Genomic DNA, 16,671 nt, shown 5'->3' on the forward strand with positions numbered 1-16,671 from the left:
TGGTGCGAACCCCCGCGAGTCGGGTCGACCCTTGTGCGATCCGGGCGCGCGTGTGTGAGCGGGAACTCACATGGCAAAGCCGGGTGATGTCGACAGGTCGGCGCGGTCGAGCGGCAACTGGGTCAGGGTCGGCGTGCGCGCGCCGTGTGAACGGGAACTCACATGCGAAATCCGGGGACCGTCCGCCGACGGGCAGCGCGCGCGGGCGGACTCAGACCTTGGCGTCCTGCCGCGGTATCCACACCTGCTTGATGATCAGCAGAATCGATGCCGTCACCGGAATCGCGATCAGCGCGCCGAGCAGCCCCAGCAGCGTCCCCCCGACGAGCGCCCCGATCACGACGAGAGCCCCGGGCACCGAGATCGCGCGGTTCATCACCCTCGGCGTGAGGATGTATGCCTCGATCTGCATGTAGATGAGATACGCGATACCGAAGACCAGAGCAGCCACCGGGCTCGAGAACAGCGCGATCACCGTCGCCAGCACCCAGTAGGCGACGGTTCCCACAAGGGGGATCAGCGTCAGGCAGAACGCGACGACCGCCAGCAGCGCGGGGAACGGCAGTCCGAGCACCAGGTGCAGGATGAGCGCGACGACCGAGTTGAAGAACGCCAGCACCACCATGCCCATGAGGTAGCCGCCGATCGAGTCCGTGATCTCGGTCGTGAGTGACGCCACCTTCGGCCGGCTGCGGGCGGGGGTGAGACGCACGAAAGCACTCTTCATCGCCGCCAGCGACGCGAGGAAGTACAAGGTCAGGACGAGCACGATCACGACGCCCGAGACCGCGCTGGCGATGCCGACACCCACCTGCAGCACGCCACCACCGATGCTGGCGATGTTGCTCGGGTTCGTGATGAAGTTCTGGACGTCGGTGAGAAGCGTTCCCACCTGATCGCTGAAGTTGGTCTCAAGCCACGAGTAGATGTCCGACTTCTGGAAGTCCGACACGAGCGATGGCAGATCCTTGGAGAACTGCGAGACCTGCCCGGCGACCGTCGGGATGATGAGCCACAGAATGCCTGCGATCGCGACCGCGAAGCCCGCGAAGACCATCGCGATCCCCCCGGGGCGGGGGATGCCGTGCCGCTCCAGCCAGCGGACCACCGGGTCCAGTCCCAGCGCTGCGAAGAGCGCGAACGCGACGTAGATGAGCACCGTCGACAGGTTCGAGATGGCCAGCCCCAGCACGAAGGCCGCGAGGCCTCCGAGGGTCAGCAGGAAGCCCAGCGCGAACGGGTTCGACAAGCCGGCGAGGACGCGTGCCGTGGCGGTCGACCCCGCCGTCCCGGGCGCCGATGCGGGCGTCACCGCGGTGCCGCGAGCGGTGCCCGCGTCGGTGCCGGCACCCGCATCGGCGGCGAGCGGGGCTGCGGTGGGGTCGGTCATGGGGACACTCTAGGTGGGTGCCCCGCGGGGAGGACAGGGGTGCGTCCGCCTGCGCCGGTAGGGTCGGAAGCAGGAGGATGCCATGACAGAAGAAGACCCGACGACGACACTGGCGCGGCTGCGCAGCAGCATCGACAACATCGACGCGGCCCTCATCTTCATGCTCGCCGAGCGTTTCCGCTGCACCAAGCAGGTCGGCGTGCTCAAGGCGGAGCATGGGATGCCGGCATCCGACCCCTCCCGCGAGGAGCAGCAGACCGCGCGCCTGCGCCGGCTGGCCGAGGAGTCGTCACTGGATCCCGAGTTCGCCGAGAAGTGGTTCAACTTCGTCGTAGCCGAGGTCATCCGCCACCACACCGCCGCCGCCGACGAGCGCTGACCCGACGCGCAACGCCCCGAGCCGAAGCCCGGGGCGTCCGCGATGCGGTGGATCAGGGAACCGCGCGGCGAAGCGTCCGCCAGGAGATCACGGCCAGCACCGCGATGAGGCCGACGCCCCACAGGGCCAGGCCCAGCGCCCCCTGTGCGACGAACCATTCGGCGAACGCACCCCAGGACTGTGTCTGCGTGATGAACCAGGCGAGGGCCACCAGTGCCAGCGCGAGTCCGACCAGAACCACGGTGAGCCACAGGTTGCCGAACCGCTTGTAGATCGTCGCGCCCCAGAATCCGCAGACGAAGAACAGCAGCGCCAGCACGAAGAACACGAACCCGGCGGCGACCGGTCCCGCTTCCCACACCCACGGCAGGTAGAAGAAGTATCCGTTCATGCCCCACCCGTCGGTGGCCTGCTCGAGCAGCCCGCCGATCACGAACACCAGACCCAGCAGGGCAGAGGTGAGCACCGCGGTGAGCACGGTGCCGACGTAGAACTCCCGCCGCGTCACGCTCATCGCCTGTGAGAAGGGGAACGTGAGGGTGAGCGCCTGGATGCCGACCACTGCGAAGTACCACAGCGGCGCCTGCGCCCCACCCCCGTACTTCGGGCCCACCACCCCGGCGTAGTCCAAGATCCCGTAGATCGCCAGCGTGATCACCAGCGTGCCCGCCAGCACGATGAGCGGGACCCAGATGTACGTCGCCCGGTTCGTCAGCTGCATGCGGACGACATTGACGGTGCGGCTCATCGCAGTGCTCCTTCGTCGATCGCCGCCGCGGTGCCCGCGGCGTGCTGGGTGATGCGGACGATCAGCTGCTGCAGCGACACCGGACCCACGTCCAGGCCCGCTGCCGCCAGCTCCGCCCGCTCCGATGCCGTGAGGGTGCCGAGCACGGTCACACTCGACACGCGCCCGAGGGTCTCGCGGTGGATCACCTCGCGGCCGGCGACGAACGCCTCGACAGCGGCGCTGTCGCCGACGATGTTGGCTGCGCGACTGCGCGCCACGTCGGTGTCCTCGTCCATGACGATGCGGCCTCGGTCGATCACCAGCACCCGCTCGAGGAGGTTGGACACCTCGTCGATCAGATGGCTGGAGAGGATCACCGTGCGGGGATGCGCGGCGTAGTCCTCGAGCAGCCGGTCGTAGAAGATCTGGCGCGCGACGGCATCCAGGCCCAGGTAGGGCTCGTCGAAGAACGTGATCTCCGCACGCGCGGCGAGCCCGATGATGACGCCCACGGCGGAGAGCTGACCACGGGAGAGCTTCTTGATCCGGGTCTTGACCGGCAACTGGAAGTCCTCGATGAGGCGCTCGGCGAAGTCCTGGTCCCAATTCGGGAAGAACAGCCGGGCGGTGTCGAACGCGTGCTTGGGCAGCGCGTCGTCGGGGTACTTCTGGCTCTCACGGACGAAGCACATCCGCTGCAGGACACCCGCGTTCTCGTACGGGTCCTCGCCGAAGATGCGCACGTCGCCGGACGTGGCGAAGTTCTGCGCGGTGAGGATCGACATGATCGTCGTCTTCCCCGCACCGTTGCGGCCGAGGAGCCCGTAGATGGTGTCCTTCTGAATCTCGAAGCTCACGTCGTCGACCGCGACGGTCTCGCGGTAGCGCTTGGTGAGGTTCTGCACCTCGATGACGGAGGTCATCGTGCCGTCCCTTCTCCTGTAGTGGTGTACCGACGCTGGATGAGCGCGGTGAGGTCGTCGGCGCCGAGGCCCAGGGCGCGGGCTTCGGTCAGCAGTGGGTCGATGAAGCGGTCCGCGAAGGCGGCGCGACGCTCGCCGCGCAGCTGCTCGCGGGCCCCCGGGGCGACGAACATGCCGATGCCGCGTCGCTTGTACAGGACGCCCTTGTCCACGAGCATGTTCACTCCTTTGGCCGCCGTGGCGGGGTTGATGCGGTGGAACGCCGCGAGCTCGTTCGTCGAGGGCGCCTGGGTCTCCTCCGGCAAGCTGCCGTCGATGATGGCGTCCTCGATGCTCTCGGCGATCTGCAGGAAGATGGCCCTGCCGTCTTCGATCACGCTGCTCCGTCCGCTGGTTAATTACTTGACTAACTAACCATGCAACGCAGGATGCCGCGATGTCAAGGCCACACTTGCGCCGGTTTGCCACCTGTGAGGTCGCTGGGTACGGTGGAAGCGAGGGCCGCGAGGCCCCGACGACCAGTCCGCGATCGCTCGCCCGGCCCGACCCGAGGCCATCGGTGCGAGCGAACGTATGGTCGGCGGTCTGGGCGACCCACCCGAATGTGCGTCGCCGGAGCGCTGTGCCGCGTCGACACCCGACGCGTGTGTGCAGCGCCGATGACCGTCTACCCGGGCGCTACCGATGCGGCCTGAAGCGACGGCTGCCGAGGTGAAAACACGTGAGTTCTGCCCCTGCTGTCGAAGCGAAGAATCTGTTCAAGGTCTTCGGACGCAACCCCAAGGATGCCGTCAAGCGCCTGCGTGCCGGCCAGAGCCGGGCCGAGGTGGCCGACGCCGGAACGGCCGCCGTGATCGATGCCAGCTTCACCGTGCAGCCGGGCGAGATCTTCGTCATCATGGGGCTGTCGGGGTCGGGCAAGTCGACGATCATCCGCATGCTCAACGGGCTGCTGCAGCCCACCGCGGGCGAGGTGCTTGTACAAGGACGCAGCGTCACGGGGGCGTCGGCCGGCGAGCTGCGCGGCATCCGTCGTCAGTCGATCTCGATGGTGTTCCAGCACTTCGCGCTGCTGCCGCACCGTACGGTGCTCGACAACGCCGCGTATGCGCTCGAGATCCAGGGCGTCGGCAAGGCCGAACGCCGCGGTCGCGCGATGGAGATCCTCGAGAAGGTTGGCCTGGGCGACCGCGCCGAGGCGATGCCCGATGAGCTCTCCGGCGGCATGCGTCAGCGGGTGGGGCTCGCCCGCGCGCTCACGGCCGGCACCGACATTTTGCTCATGGACGAGGCGTTCTCCGCGCTCGATCCGCTGATCCGCCGCGAGATGCAGGAGCAGCTGGTCGAGCTGCAGCGCGAGCTCGGCCGCACCATCGTCTTCATCACCCACGACCTCAACGAAGCCATGTTCCTCGGCGACCGCATCGCGGTCATGCGCGATGGGCGCATCGTGCAGAACGGCACGCCCGAAGAGATCCTCACGGACCCGGCGAACGACTACGTCGCCCAGTTCGTGCAGGACGTCGACCGGGCCAGGGTGCTCACGGCATCCGCCGTCATGGAGCCCGCCCACGCCACGACTCCCGTCAGCGCCGGGCTGCGCGGTGCGCTGCGGTCCCTGCGCGAGCTGCAGGCCGGCTCGGTGTTCGTCACCGAGAACCGCAGGCTGCTGGGTGTGATCAGCGACCGTCAGGTGATCCGGGCGATCAAGGCGGGCGAGACCGACCTGCGCGCCGTCATCGACGCGTCCGTCCCGACGGTGTCGCCCGACGACCCGCTGACCGATGTCGTCGAGCGCGCCGTCGAGACGACGGTGCCGGTGCCGGTGGTGGATGCCGCCGGTCGCCTGGTCGGCCTCATCCCGCGCGTGACGCTGCTCGCCGCGCTCGGGAACGTCCCCGCCACGACCCAGGCCCTGCCGATCATCGAGCCCGCGCCCTCGGTGCCGCCGGCCGACCTCGCCGCCTCGCTGGAGGAACTCGGGCAGGCGGAGGCCGACGCCGCCGAACTCGCGGCCTCGTCGAAGGGGGGAGCAGCGTGAACGACGTGCGTCTTCCGATCGGCGACATCGCCGAAACCTTCGTCCGCTGGCTGATCGACACCTTCGGGTGGCTTTTCGACGGACTCCGCTCGCTGTTCCTGGCTGTCTACGACGCGCTCGAGTGGGTGCTGCAGGCGCCGCCGTTCTGGGCGGTCATCGTCGTGCTCGCCGCGCTGGCGCTGTGGGCCAAGGGCGTGTGGCTGGCCGTCGGCACCGTGGTCGGACTCCTCGTCATCGTGGGTGTCGGCCAATGGGAGAACGCGATGCAGTCGCTCGCCCTGGTCATCGTCGCCTCGGTGATCGCGCTCGCGATCGGCATTCCGCTGGGCATCTGGGCGGCCCGCAACGACACCGTCTCGAAGATCGTCCGCCCGGTGCTGGACTTCCTGCAGACCATGCCGGCGTTCGTGTACCTCATCCCCGCGCTCATGCTGTTCCGCGTCGGCGTCGTGCCCGGCATCGTCGCGACCATCCTCTTCGCCCTCGCCCCCGGCGTGCGGCTGACCGAGCTCGGCATCCGCGGCGTCGACCGCGAGGTGGTCGAGGCCGGCCACGCCTTCGGCGCCTCGCCCGGCCGCATCCTGCGTCAGATCCAGCTGCCGCTGGCGCTTCCGAGCATCATGGCCGGCGTCAACCAGGTGATCATGCTGAGCCTGTCGATGGTGGTCATCGCCGGCATGGTCGGCGCCCGCGGACTCGGTGGCGACGTCGTGCAGAGCCTGCAGAAGATCGACATCGCGCTCGGCGTCGAAGCCGGGCTGTCGGTGGTCATCATCGCGATGATCCTCGACCGCGTGACCTCCGCGCTCGCCGCCCGAGGGTCACGCCGTGGTGCCCGGGCCGCTTCGCGCGGCCGTGGCGCTTCTCGCGCGGCGCGCGCCGCGTCGCGGGATGCCGACGCGGACGAGCCGCGGCCGGTCGCGGCATCCGCCTGACGCCTTCGGGCCCAACGTCTTGCGAGCTCATCACTCGCGGGGGGCGCGGAGATTCCGCGCCCGACCACAACGACCGCTTCGTGCACAGCACACGAAGGGAGAGGAAGTCACGATGACCAAGAGAAACACTTTCCTGGGGGCGCTCGCGCTCACCTCCGCCGCAGCCCTGACGCTCACCGGCTGCGCCGGCGGGTCCGACGAGGGTGCCGGCACCGAGGGGGATGCCGCGGCAGACCGCCCCATCACCATCGCCGTGTTCAACGGCTGGGACGAGGGCATCGCCGCGTCCGAGCTGTGGAAGGCCGTGCTCGAGGAGCAGGGCTACGAAGTCGAGCTCGAGTACGCCGACCCGGCCGCCGTCTACAACGGCATCTCCAGCGGCGACTACGACGTGACGCTGGACACGTGGCTGCCGCTGACCCACGCCGACTACATCGAGGAGTACGGCGATGACATGGTCGACCTCGGCGCCTGGAACGAGGACGCCAAGCTCACCTTCGCGGTGAACGAGGACGCGCCGATCGACTCGATCGAGCAGCTCGCCGACAACGCGGACCTCTTCGACAGCACGATCTACGGCATCGAGTCGGGCTCGGGTCTCGCGACCGTCACCGACTCGGCCGTCATCCCCGGTTATGGCCTGGAGGCCTTCGACCACGTGACGTCGTCGACCCCGGCGATGCTCACCGAGCTCGACACGGCGACCCGTGCCGGCGAGGACATCCTCGTGACGCTGTGGCGTCCGCACTGGGCGTACGACGCGTTCCCGATCAAGGACCTCGAGGACCCGAAGGGGCTGCTCGGCGACGCCGAGGGCATCCACTCGTACGCCTCGACGACGTTCGAGGAGGACTTCCCCGAGGTCTTCGAGTGGCTGAGCGCCTTCAAGATGGACAGCGAGACGCTGTACTCGCTCGAGAACGCGATGTTCAACGAGAACGACAGCGACGACTACGAAGCCGTCGTGGCCGAGTGGATCGCCGCGAACGAGGAGTGGGTCGCCTCGCTGACCTCCTGAGTCCCCCGCTCGCGAGTGAGTATTCGTCGCTTTGAGTGAGTACTCGTGGGGCCTGCGGTTCGGCCGCAGTTGTTCCGCGAGTAATCACTCGGCGACGCGAATACTCACTCGGGGGTTCCGGAGGTGATCTCCAGCGACACCTTCGTCTCGAGCACGTCGATCGCCTCGTCCGACAGCGCGATCAGCCCGTTGAGCTCCTCGCGCACGCGCTTGTAAGCCACCTGCCGCTCCGAGGGCGTCGCCGCCTGGTCCACCGCGACCGAGAGCAGCTGCTGCGCCGTCGCCAGGCGCTTGCGCTCCACCTCGCTGAACGACGAATCCCGCATGCGCCGCGCCTCACGCTCGGCCAGGTCGAACGCCACTTCGAACTCCGTTACCGCCTTGCGGTACTCGTCCACCTGCTCCTGCGACACCTTCGCGTTCGCCGATTCCGGCCGCAGGTGATCGGCGTGCTTCTTCGCCCGCAGGAAGGCCGCCGTCAGGGGCTGTCGCCCGTCGCTCATGGCGGGGAAGGCGATCAGCTTCGCCACATCGAGCTCGTAGTCGAGCCAGCGCTGCGTCACACCGTCGTGTAGCGCGAACAGCTGCTCGAGCTGGCTGGGCTGCGGCGACGGCCGGGTGATCGCCGTGGGGATGGATGCCGTGGCCACCGGCCGTCCACGGGCTGCCGCCTGCGCTGCCTTCAGCTCGCTCTTGGCGCGGATGATCTCGAGGCGGCGCTTGTGCCGGCGCTTGCTCGCCCGCTGCCACCCCTCCCATGCCCCGCCGAACACCCCGGCCAGCGGGAACGCCAACCACCAGTAGCTCCCGAGAAAGGTGACCAGCTCATCCACTCTGTCATGCTAGCCCGCGGCGCCGGCGGTGACAGCGCGCTACTGCGCGGCGGGCGGCTTCGAATCCCGCGACGGGACCGGCCACTGCCCTCCCCCCGGAACCCCACGAATCCCCGGCACCCCGCCCCGCGCCGCGCGCTGCGCGTCGCGCTCAGCCGCAGCGAACGCGGTCTCGGCCGCGTGCACCGCATCGCGATACGCCACGAAGCGCTCCGGGGTCACCTTCTCGCGCGCGGATGCCGGACGCAGCCACTGCGCCTCGCGCTGGGCCTTGAGGAACGCCAGGGTCAGCGGATGCCGGGACTCGAGCATCTGCGGGAACGCGAGCGCCTTCGCGGCATCCGTCTCGTACTCCAGCCACCGAGCGGTGACGGCGTCGAGCCGGGCGGTCAGCTGCTCTATCGGCAGGGGCGCGTCGCGGCCCGTCGCGGCGTACCGGGCGCGCATCGCCTTCACTCGGCTGCGGGTGGCGCGCAGCTGCAGCGAGGCCCGCTTCTCGTCGTACTTCGCCTCCTGCAGCATCCGCTTCGCCTCGGACATCGGGGCGGGAAGCCACGGCGAACCCCGCTGCGCCTTCTCGGTGAGCACATCGGCCTGCGCGGCGCGCACCTGGGCGCGGGCGGACTGCAGGGCGCGGTAGGCGGCGAGCTCCTCGTGCCGGGCGGCGTCGAGCTCCAGCCGGCGGGCGCGACGGCGGTTGGTCGTCAGGGTGCTGTAGCCGACGGCGCCCGCCCCGGCCGCTGCCGGAGCGATCCACCACCATGAGCCCAGGACCAGGAGGACGGTGTCCACCCTGTCATCGTACGCGTCGGCCCTGTCTCCGGCCCGGTCTCAGCCGAACAGCAGTGCGATGACGGTCGACCCGCCACCGACGAGGATCAGCGACGCGATCACGACCCACGCGACGATCTTCATGCGCCGCTGGCGTCCCTGCCCGTAGTTGCCGTAATCGTCGTCGCTCATGTCATCTCCTCGTCAGACGGGCTCGGCCACCGTCGCGCCGAAGGCGGCGGGCAGGGTGGCTTGCGATCGCTGGCGCAGCTCGGTGGCGGACACGGTGAACACGTCCTGGATCTCGAGGGCCGGCGCGTCGCCGTCGCCGGGCGCGTCGGTCACGCCGATGCGCATCACGGGGTAGCCGCGGCCGTCGCAGAGCCCGCGGAACTTCACGTCGTCCTCGCGGGGAACGGTCACCACAACCCTGCCGGTGGACTCCGAGAACAGCGCGGTCGCGGCGTCGACGCCGTCGCGCTCCAGGATCTCGCTCAGCCACACCCGGGCGCCGACACCGAAGCGCATGACGCCCTCGGCGAGCGTCTGGGCAAGGCCCCCGCCGGAGACGTCGTGCGCGCTGGAGACGAGGGACTGCAGGGATGCCGCGTGCAGCAGATCCGCCAGACGCTTCTCGGCCGCGAGGTCGACCTTCGGAGGGCGACCCCCGAGGTGGCCGTGGATGGTGCCGGCCCACTGCGAGCCGCTCAGCTCGGTGGCCGTGACGCCGAGCAGGTAGATGTTCTCGCCGGCATCCTGCCATCCGCTGGGGATGCGCCGCGCCACGTCGTCGATGATGCCGAGGACGCCCACGACCGGAGTCGGGAAGATCGGAGCGTCACCGGTCTGGTTGTAGAACGACACGTTGCCGCCGGTGACGGGAACGCCGAGCTCGAGGCACGCGTCGGAGAGCCCGTCGACGGTCTGCGAGAACTGCCACATGACCTCGGGGTTCTCGGGGCTGCCGAAGTTGAGGCAGTCGGTGACCGCGGTCGGCACGGCACCGGTGACGGCGACGTTGCGGTACGCCTCGGCGAGGGCGAGCTTGGCGCCCTCGTAGGGGTCGAGCTGGCAGAACCGGCTGTTGCAGTCGGTGGCGATGGCGAACCCCAGGCCCGACTCCTCGTCAACGCGGATCATGCCGGCGTCGTCGGGGAAGCTCAGCGCGGTGTTGCCCAGCACGTAGTAGTCGTACTGGTTGGTCACCCATGAGGTGTCGGCGAGGTTGGGGCTCGCGACGAGCGTGAGGAACTGCTCGCGCAGCGTCTCGGGGTCCTCGGTGCGCGGCAGCGCCGAGGCGGAGTCGTCGCGCAGGGCGTCGATCCAGGTCGGGTAGGCGACGGGGCGCTCGTACACCGGGCCGTCGACGGCGACGGTGGAGGGATCGACGTTGACGATCTCCTCGCCGTGCCAGAAGATCTGCAGCCGGCCGTCGCCGGTGACCTCGCCCAGCACGCTCGTCTCGACGTCCCACTTGCCGGTGACGGCGAGGAACGCGTCGAGCTTCTCGGGAGCGACGATCGCCATCATGCGCTCCTGGCTCTCGCTCATGAGGATCTCCTCGGGCGTGAGCGAGGGGTCGCGCAGCAGCACGTTCTCGAGGTCGACGCGCATGCCGGATCCGCCGTTGGCGGCCAGCTCGCTCGTCGCGCACGAGATGCCGGCGGCGCCGAGGTCCTGGATCGCCTCGACGAGCTCGCCGCGGTACAGCTCGAGGCAGCACTCGATGAGCACCTTCTCGGCGAACGGGTCGCCCACCTGCACCGCGGGGCGCTTGGTGGGTCCGCCGTCGGCGAAGGTGTCGGATGCCAGGATCGACGCGCCGCCGATGCCGTCGCCGCCGGTGCGGGCGCCGAAGAGCACGACCTTGTTGCCCGGGCCGGAGGCATTGGCGAGCTTGAGGTCCTCGTGACGCAGCACGCCCACGGCGAGGGCGTTGACGAGGGGGTTGCCCTGGTAGACGGCGTCGAAGACCGTCTCGCCGCCGATGTTGGGAAGGCCCAGGCAGTTGCCGTAGAACGAGATGCCGCTGACCACGCCGTGCACGACGCGCGCGGTGTCGGGGTTGTCGATGGCGCCGAAGCGCAGCTGGTCCATGACGGCGACGGGGCGCGCGCCCATTGAGATGATGTCGCGGACGATGCCGCCGACGCCCGTGGCCGCACCCTGGAAGGGCTCGATGTAGCTGGGGTGGTTGTGCGACTCGACCTTGAAGGTGACCGCCCAGCCCTCGCCGACGTCGACGACGCCCGCGTTCTGGCCCATGCCCACCATGAGGCGGGTCTTCATCTCTTCGGAGACCTTCTCGCCGAAGCGGCGCAGGTAGATCTTGCTCGACTTGTAGGAGCAGTGCTCGCTCCACATGACGGAGTACATCGCCAGCTCGCCCGACGTGGGGCGGCGGCCGAGGATCTCACGGATCTTCGCGTACTCGTCAGCCTTGAGGCCGAGGGCCTCGTACGGCTGCTCCCGGTCGGGGGTGGCGACCGCGTTCTCGACGGTATCGGCGACAGAGGTCGAAGAGGGCGTGGTCACGCGGCTGTACTCCAGAAGATGAGGGGGTGGCCGGACGGGTCCATCCTAGTCGCGGCGGTCACGCGCCGAACCCGCGCCCGGCCGAGCGCCGAGTGAGTATTCGCGCTCTCGAGTGAGTACTCGCGTCGCCGAGTGAGTATCCGTGCCGGATGGCGCGAACCGGCATCCCCAGGTGTCGGGACCGCCGGGGATGACACCCGTCGCGTCCCGTGGCCGGATCGCCTCAGCGCAACGCGCCTCGATGTGCTCGGGGCGGCGTCAAGATGCGGCTGCCTCGGCGAACAATTCGCGCATCCAGGTGTGTCCGGGATCGTGGGTGTGCACGGGATGCCACCACAACGCGTTCGTCAGCGGGGTCGCTTCGAACGGCGGCTCCAGCACGCGGACGCCGCCCATGCCGACCACCAGATCGCTGAGGCGCGCCTGCACCATTCCCAGCCGACGAGTGCCGGCGACGAAGGTCCCGAGCGAGAGGAAGCTCTCGACGACGGCATCGACGTGCGGCTCGACGCCGAGCTCTTGCAACTGGCGACTGGCCGAGGTGAAGGCCGTGCGCGATTGGTAGGTGAACACCCACGGAGAGTGGATGATGTCGGACATCGTGAGCTCGTCGCCGATCGCATCGTTGGAGGTGGCGGCGATGACGACCCAGCGGTCCTTGGCGAGAGTCATGTGCGGCAGGTCGGACACGAAGCCGTGCGGGATCATGAGGGCGTCGACCGAGCGCAGGCGCTCGTCAGCGGACTCGATGAACTGTGGTGAATGAAGCAGGAACCGGAACTTCACCGAGGGAGCGCGTTCGGTGGCCAGACGCGACACGGCACGACCGATCGTGGCGAACCCGTAGTCGGACCCGAACACCGCGAACTCCCTGGTGGAGTTGCGCGGGTCCCACTCGGTCTGGCTGTCGAAGATGCGGCGCGCCATCTCGAGTGCGGTCGACGTCTGCTCGGCGAGGCGCACGGCGAGGGGCGTGAGATCGTACTCGTTGCCCCGTCGAGCGAGGATCGGATCGCCGAAGTGGATGCGCAGCCGGGACAGCGAAGCCGAGAGGGCGGGCTGGCTCAGTCGTAGTCGCTGGGCGGCTCTCGTGACGCTGCGTTCCGTGAGAAGCGCGTCGAGCGCGACGAGCAGATTGAGATCGAGCTTCGACAGCGGTGGTTCGGTGACCATGGAATCCCCTTCAGGGAGTACGTCCACCACAGCGTGGACGACATGACTATAAACCCGACCGATGCGCCGCCCAGCCGACCAGCGATTCCATGATGACCGAGGCATTGCTCAAAGAGCTTCCAGGCCCGCAGGCGGAGGTGTCAGAAACGCCGTGAGGTTCCGTCTCACTTCTGTGCGCAGTATGCTCCGAGCCCGAGGGCCGCGCGAGGTGGTCATATGAGCCCACTGTCGGCTGGTGACAATGGGAAAGCGCGAACGATGTGGTGTGCAGAGACGGTGAGAACGCGCAAGACCGCGCCGTCACGGCGGTCCGCCGCATGAGCAGGACCAGGGTGCACGACGGACCGGGCGGTCCAAGGCGGAGCGCACCGTGGGTGCCCGTGTCCGCCGCCCTCGGCTGGGTCGGACTGCTCGTGCACAACATGGCCGATTTACCCGGTCAGACGATCGTCAGCCCGGAATCGTTCATCCCTCTGGCGCTGACGGTCGTGCTCGTCGCTGCGTGGTTCACGCGGCTGCGATCCGTCGCAGCGTGGGCCCTTCTGGGGTGGGGTGTGTTGAACCTCCTGGGCGCAATCCTCACCGTGCTGCCCCTGCCGATCCTTCCTTTCGATCCGGCTCAGACACCCGCCCACTACGCGTTCCACGTGCTCTACGGGATCACCCAAGTGCCACTCGTCGTCACCACCGCGATCTGGCTCCGGCGTCGGATATAGCGGCCGTTCCTCACCGCCCCCTTGACTCCCCACCCCGCCGGTCGTAACGTGCAACCAAATGGTTGTACGAACTGAGTTGACCGATGATGAGACCGACCGCCTCTTCCAGGCGCTGGCGGCATCGACCCGCCGCGACATCCTGCGACGGACGCTCGAACACGAGCAGTCCGTCTCGACCCTCGCGGCGGAGTACGAGATGTCGTTCGCTGCCGTGCAGAAGCACGTCTCCGTACTCGAGGCGGCCGGACTCATCGTCAAACGCGCCGAAGGGCGCGAGCGGCTCGTGCGGGGGGATCCGACGATGATCGCTCGCGCACGCGCCCTCCTCGCCGCTTACGAAGACCTCTGGCGCGCACGTATCCATCGGCTGGACGACCTCTTGGCCGCGCCCGCCTCTCCGCCACCGAAGCCAGGAGAATGACATGCCCGTCACCGAAGTCACCACCGACCCCGAAGCCCTCACGATGACGCTCATCGCCGACTTCGAGGCCCCCGTCGAGCGCCTCTGGCAGGTGTTCACGGACCCGCGCCAGCTCGAGCGCTTCTGGGGTCCTCCCGGCTGGCCGGCCACCTTCACCGAGTTCGGGCTGACCCCCGGCGGTCGCGCCAGGTACCACATGACGAGCCCTCGCGGTGAGAAGTCCCACGGCGCCTGGGAGTTCCTGTCGATCCATGAGCCGTCCGCATTCGAAGTGCTCGACGGCTTCGTCGACGAGAACGGCGAGCCGCAGGAGGGGATGCCGCCGGCGATGCGGATGACGTTCGCGTTCGAGTCCACGCCCGACGGCTCGCGGCTGCGCAACGTCACCCACTTCACCTCCGCCGAAGCCCTGGACGCGGTGGTCGCGATGGGCGCGGTCGAGGGCTCCACGATGGCCATGAATCAGCTCGACCGCGTGCTGGCCGGACTCCGTGCCTACGCCGCAGGCAAGGGCACCCGCACCGAGATCCTCGACGACACCCACGTGCGCATCACCCGTCTCATCGACGGTCCGATCGACCTCGTGTGGCGTGCCCATCAGGAGCCGGAGCTGCTGAAGAAGTGGATGCTGGGGCCCGACGGCTGGCGCATGAGCGTCTGCGAGGTGGACCCCGCTGTCGGCGGGCGCTACCGGTACGAGTGGGAGCCGGTGACCCCGGATGCCGGTGAGCGGTTCGGCTTCGACGGCGAGACGCTGCTGTCCGAGCCGCCGCGCCGGGCCGTCACCACCGAGCACATGACCGGCACCGACTTCCCCTCGACCCTCAACGACCTGAGCCTGGAGGAGGAGGACGGCGCCACGCTCGTCACGGTTCTCATCGAGTATCCCGACAGCCAGACCCGCGACGCCGTGCTGGCGACGGGAATGACCGAAGGCATGGAGGCCAGCTACGCGCGGCTCGAGTCGGTGCTCGCCGCCGACGCCGCAACGCGCTGACAGCCCCGCGCTCGCCGCCCCCGTGGACCCCGGTCAGGCGCGGGGCAGCGCGTCCTCGAGGGCGACCCACGCGAGCATCGCGCACTTCACACGGGCGGTGAACTTCGAGACGCCCGAGAGCGCCGTGGCATCGCCGTAGACGTCTTCGTCGAGTTCGAGCTTGCCTCGCGAGCGCAGCACCTCGCGGAATCCGCCGATGAGGTCGATCGCCTGCTGCCGGCTCATGCCCCCGTCGGCTTCGACACGGTCGTCCACAAGCGAGGCGAGCATGGATGCCGAGGCCTGCGAGATCGAGCAGCCGGCGCCTTCCCACGTCACCGAGGTGAGGGTCTCGCCGTCGTCGGACACGCGCGCGCGCAGCGTGATGTCGTCGCCGCAGATGGGGTTGTGCTGATGCGACGTGGCCGTGCGGCCGTCCTCGGGCGCAAGGCCGCGGGCATGCGGGTGCTTCGAGTGGTCCAGGATCAGCTCCTGGTACAGGGTGTCGAGGTTGCTCATGCGGAGGCTCCTTCCGCGCCGAAGTACGCTCGGACGCCCGACACGGCGTCGAGGAAGCGGTCGATGTCGTCGTCGGTGGTGAACACCGATGCCGACGCGCGCACCGATGCGGTCAGCCCGAACCGGGCGTGCAGCGGCTTGGCGCAGTGGTGCCCGACTCGCACGGCGATGCCGCGCGAGTCGAGGAACTGCCCCACATCGTGCGCGTGCACTCCGGCGACGTCGAAGGATGCCAGGCCGATGCGGTCGACATCGGCGCCGGGGTCGCCGAGGACCCGCACTCCGTCGATCGCGTCGAGCCCGGTGAGCAGGCGTCGGCCGATCACGCGCTCGTGGGCGTGCACGGCATCCATGCCGATCGCGTCGAGATAGCGCGCCGCGGCGGCGAGCCCGATGGCCTGCGACACCGGCTGCGTGCCGGCTTCGAACTTCTGCGGCGCGGGCAGGAATCCCGCCTCGTCGAGGGTGACGGTGGTGACCATCGATCCGCCTGTCAGGAAGGGCGGCAGTGCCTCGAGCACCTCGGTGCGCCCGTACAGTGCGCCGACTCCGTAGGGTCCGAGCATCTTGTGCCCCGAGAACGCGGCCAGGTCGACGCCGAGGGCGGGGAGGTCCAGCGCCAGGTGGGGAGCCGACTGGCAGGCATCCATCACCGTCAGTGCACCGACCGCCTTCGCCAGCGCGACGATCTCGGTCACGGGGTTGACGATCCCCAGCACGTTCGACACGTGGCTGAACGCCACGACCCGCGTGCGCTCGCCGATGACCGAGGCGGCGGCATCCAGGTCGAGCGTGCCGTCGTCGCGCACGGGAATGTGGCGCAGCACCGCTCCGGTGCGGGCGGCCAGCTCCTGCCACGGGATGAGGTTCGCGTGGTGCTCGGCCTCGGTGACGACGATGTCGTCGCCGGGGCGCAGCGCGAAGGGGGCGGATGCCGGAGCGCCGCGTCCGGCGGTGGCGTTGCCGATCGAGTACGCGACGAGGTTCAGGGCGAGGGTGGCGCCGCTCGTCCACACGAGGTTGTCGGGTTGGGCGCCGACGAAGCCGGCGACGGTCTCGCGGGCGTCCTCGAACAGGTCGGTCGCCTCGGCGGCCAGGGTGTGGGCGCCGCGGTGCACGGCGGAGTTGGCGCGGGTCAGAAAGTCGATCTCAGCGTCGAGTACGACCTGGGGCTTCTGGCTTGTGGCGCCGGAGTCGAGGTAGACGAGCGGCTCGCCGCCCACCGTCTGCCGCAGGATCGGGAAGTCGGCGCGCAGGGCGGCGGCGTCGAGGACCCGGCCGGGCTCGGATGCGATGGAGGCACTCACCCTT

At 69.1% G+C, this 16,671-nt stretch carries 18 protein-coding genes; 7 read left to right on the forward strand and 11 right to left on the reverse strand.

Translation table 11 applies throughout. The features are described from left to right. Positions 1-211: 211 nt before the first annotated feature. The gene (locus QNO21_RS00300) at positions 212-1,390 is read right to left on the reverse strand and encodes an AI-2E family transporter (RefSeq protein ID WP_257519741.1); all 1,179 of its coding nucleotides are present in this window, start codon (positions 1,388-1,390) and stop codon (positions 212-214) included. Between the two features lie 82 nt (positions 1,391-1,472). Between QNO21_RS00300 and QNO21_RS00305 the strand changes: the two genes are divergently transcribed. After that, positions 1,473-1,769 (forward strand): chorismate mutase, encoded by a 297-nt coding sequence (locus QNO21_RS00305; RefSeq protein WP_257516730.1) that lies wholly within the window; start codon positions 1,473-1,475, stop codon positions 1,767-1,769. Positions 1,770-1,821: 52 nt separating this feature from the next. On the opposite strand, the gene QNO21_RS00310 is transcribed toward QNO21_RS00305, so the two are convergent. From QNO21_RS00310 to QNO21_RS00320, 3 genes are read right to left on the reverse strand one after another with little or no spacing between them, the layout of a single operon-like run. Continuing rightward, complete coding sequence (locus QNO21_RS00310; protein WP_257519742.1) at positions 1,822-2,517, reverse strand: hypothetical protein; 696 nt, start codon at positions 2,515-2,517, stop codon at positions 1,822-1,824. After that, positions 2,514-3,422 carry an ABC transporter ATP-binding protein gene (locus tag QNO21_RS00315; RefSeq protein ID WP_257515810.1) on the reverse strand — a complete coding sequence of 303 codons (909 nt, stop codon included), beginning with the start codon at positions 3,420-3,422 and terminating at the stop codon, positions 2,514-2,516. Before QNO21_RS00315 ends, QNO21_RS00310 begins: the two co-directional genes overlap by 4 nt. Beyond that, complete coding sequence (locus tag QNO21_RS00320) at positions 3,419-3,799, reverse strand: GntR family transcriptional regulator (RefSeq protein ID WP_257515811.1); 381 nt, start codon at positions 3,797-3,799, stop codon at positions 3,419-3,421. The genes QNO21_RS00315 and QNO21_RS00320 overlap by 4 nt, the downstream gene beginning before the upstream one ends. Before the next feature lie 344 nt (positions 3,800-4,143). Between QNO21_RS00320 and QNO21_RS00325 the strand changes: the two genes are divergently transcribed. From QNO21_RS00325 to QNO21_RS00335, 3 genes are all read left to right on the forward strand, one after another. Then, positions 4,144-5,463, forward strand: coding sequence for a quaternary amine ABC transporter ATP-binding protein (locus QNO21_RS00325; RefSeq protein WP_257519743.1), 1,320 nt, complete (start codon positions 4,144-4,146; stop codon positions 5,461-5,463). After that, complete coding sequence (locus QNO21_RS00330) at positions 5,460-6,398, forward strand: ABC transporter permease (RefSeq protein ID WP_257515813.1); 939 nt, start codon at positions 5,460-5,462, stop codon at positions 6,396-6,398. The genes QNO21_RS00325 and QNO21_RS00330 overlap by 4 nt, the downstream gene beginning before the upstream one ends. 112 nt (positions 6,399-6,510) lie before the next feature. After that, complete coding sequence (locus QNO21_RS00335) at positions 6,511-7,416, forward strand: glycine betaine ABC transporter substrate-binding protein (RefSeq protein ID WP_257519744.1); 906 nt, start codon at positions 6,511-6,513, stop codon at positions 7,414-7,416. 104 nt (positions 7,417-7,520) lie between these two features. On the opposite strand, the gene QNO21_RS00340 is transcribed toward QNO21_RS00335, so the two are convergent. The 5 genes from QNO21_RS00340 to QNO21_RS00360 form a co-directional block, all read right to left on the reverse strand. Beyond that, positions 7,521-8,249, reverse strand: coding sequence for a hypothetical protein (locus tag QNO21_RS00340; protein ID WP_257519746.1), 729 nt, complete (start codon positions 8,247-8,249; stop codon positions 7,521-7,523). 39 nt (positions 8,250-8,288) lie between these two features. Next, positions 8,289-9,041, reverse strand: coding sequence for a hypothetical protein (locus QNO21_RS00345; RefSeq protein WP_257519747.1), 753 nt, complete (start codon positions 9,039-9,041; stop codon positions 8,289-8,291). Positions 9,042-9,080: 39 nt separating this feature from the next. Next, positions 9,081-9,212, reverse strand: coding sequence for a hypothetical protein (locus QNO21_RS00350; protein ID WP_257515817.1), 132 nt, complete (start codon positions 9,210-9,212; stop codon positions 9,081-9,083). A gap of 12 nt (positions 9,213-9,224) precedes the next feature. Beyond that, complete coding sequence (purL, locus tag QNO21_RS00355) at positions 9,225-11,555, reverse strand: phosphoribosylformylglycinamidine synthase subunit PurL (RefSeq protein WP_257519748.1); 2,331 nt, start codon at positions 11,553-11,555, stop codon at positions 9,225-9,227. A gap of 258 nt (positions 11,556-11,813) precedes the next feature. Then, complete coding sequence (locus QNO21_RS00360) at positions 11,814-12,728, reverse strand: LysR family transcriptional regulator (protein ID WP_257519749.1); 915 nt, start codon at positions 12,726-12,728, stop codon at positions 11,814-11,816. Between the two features lie 380 nt (positions 12,729-13,108). On the opposite strand from QNO21_RS00360, the gene QNO21_RS00365 reads away from it, so the two are divergent. The 3 genes from QNO21_RS00365 to QNO21_RS00375 are packed head-to-tail and all read left to right on the forward strand — an operon-like array spanning position 13,109 to position 14,862. After that, positions 13,109-13,444 (forward strand): hypothetical protein, encoded by a 336-nt coding sequence (locus QNO21_RS00365; RefSeq protein ID WP_257519750.1) that lies wholly within the window; start codon positions 13,109-13,111, stop codon positions 13,442-13,444. 58 nt (positions 13,445-13,502) lie between these two features. Next, complete coding sequence (locus tag QNO21_RS00370) at positions 13,503-13,865, forward strand: ArsR/SmtB family transcription factor (RefSeq protein ID WP_257519751.1); 363 nt, start codon at positions 13,503-13,505, stop codon at positions 13,863-13,865. 1 nt (position 13,866) lies between these two features. Next, positions 13,867-14,862, forward strand: coding sequence for an SRPBCC family protein (locus QNO21_RS00375; RefSeq protein ID WP_257519752.1), 996 nt, complete (start codon positions 13,867-13,869; stop codon positions 14,860-14,862). Positions 14,863-14,895: 33 nt separating this feature from the next. Here the strand turns inward: QNO21_RS00375 and sufU are convergent, their stop codons facing one another. Continuing rightward, positions 14,896-15,360, reverse strand: a complete 465-nt coding sequence (sufU, locus tag QNO21_RS00380; RefSeq protein ID WP_257516513.1) for a Fe-S cluster assembly sulfur transfer protein SufU — start codon at positions 15,358-15,360, stop codon at positions 14,896-14,898. Beyond that, positions 15,357-16,667 carry an aminotransferase class V-fold PLP-dependent enzyme gene (locus QNO21_RS00385; RefSeq protein WP_257519753.1) on the reverse strand — a complete coding sequence of 437 codons (1,311 nt, stop codon included), beginning with the start codon at positions 16,665-16,667 and terminating at the stop codon, positions 15,357-15,359. The genes sufU and QNO21_RS00385 overlap by 4 nt, the downstream gene beginning before the upstream one ends. Positions 16,668-16,671 lie beyond the last annotated feature (4 nt).

Origin of the sequence: Microbacterium sp. zg-Y818, assembly GCF_030246905.1 — a bacterium.
Lineage (GTDB): Bacteria > Actinomycetota > Actinomycetes > Actinomycetales > Microbacteriaceae > Microbacterium.

Excerpts from the sequence above, each read along its gene's own strand:
- QNO21_RS00300 (WP_257519741.1), bottom strand. The coding sequence starts at position 1,390 with ATGACCGACCCCACCGCAGCCCCGCTCGCCGCCGATGCGGGTGCCGGC.
- QNO21_RS00305 (WP_257516730.1), top strand. The coding sequence starts at position 1,473 with ATGACAGAAGAAGACCCGACGACGACACTGGCGCGGCTGCGCAGCAGC.
- QNO21_RS00310 (WP_257519742.1), bottom strand. The coding sequence starts at position 2,517 with ATGAGCCGCACCGTCAATGTCGTCCGCATGCAGCTGACGAACCGGGCG.
- QNO21_RS00315 (WP_257515810.1), bottom strand. The coding sequence starts at position 3,422 with ATGACCTCCGTCATCGAGGTGCAGAACCTCACCAAGCGCTACCGCGAG.
- QNO21_RS00335 (WP_257519744.1), top strand. The coding sequence starts at position 6,511 with ATGACCAAGAGAAACACTTTCCTGGGGGCGCTCGCGCTCACCTCCGCC.
- QNO21_RS00350 (WP_257515817.1), bottom strand. The coding sequence starts at position 9,212 with ATGAGCGACGACGATTACGGCAACTACGGGCAGGGACGCCAGCGGCGC.
- QNO21_RS00360 (WP_257519749.1), bottom strand. The coding sequence starts at position 12,728 with ATGGTCACCGAACCACCGCTGTCGAAGCTCGATCTCAATCTGCTCGTC.
- QNO21_RS00370 (WP_257519751.1), top strand. The coding sequence starts at position 13,503 with ATGGTTGTACGAACTGAGTTGACCGATGATGAGACCGACCGCCTCTTC.
- QNO21_RS00375 (WP_257519752.1), top strand. The coding sequence starts at position 13,867 with ATGCCCGTCACCGAAGTCACCACCGACCCCGAAGCCCTCACGATGACG.
- sufU (WP_257516513.1), bottom strand. The coding sequence starts at position 15,360 with ATGAGCAACCTCGACACCCTGTACCAGGAGCTGATCCTGGACCACTCG.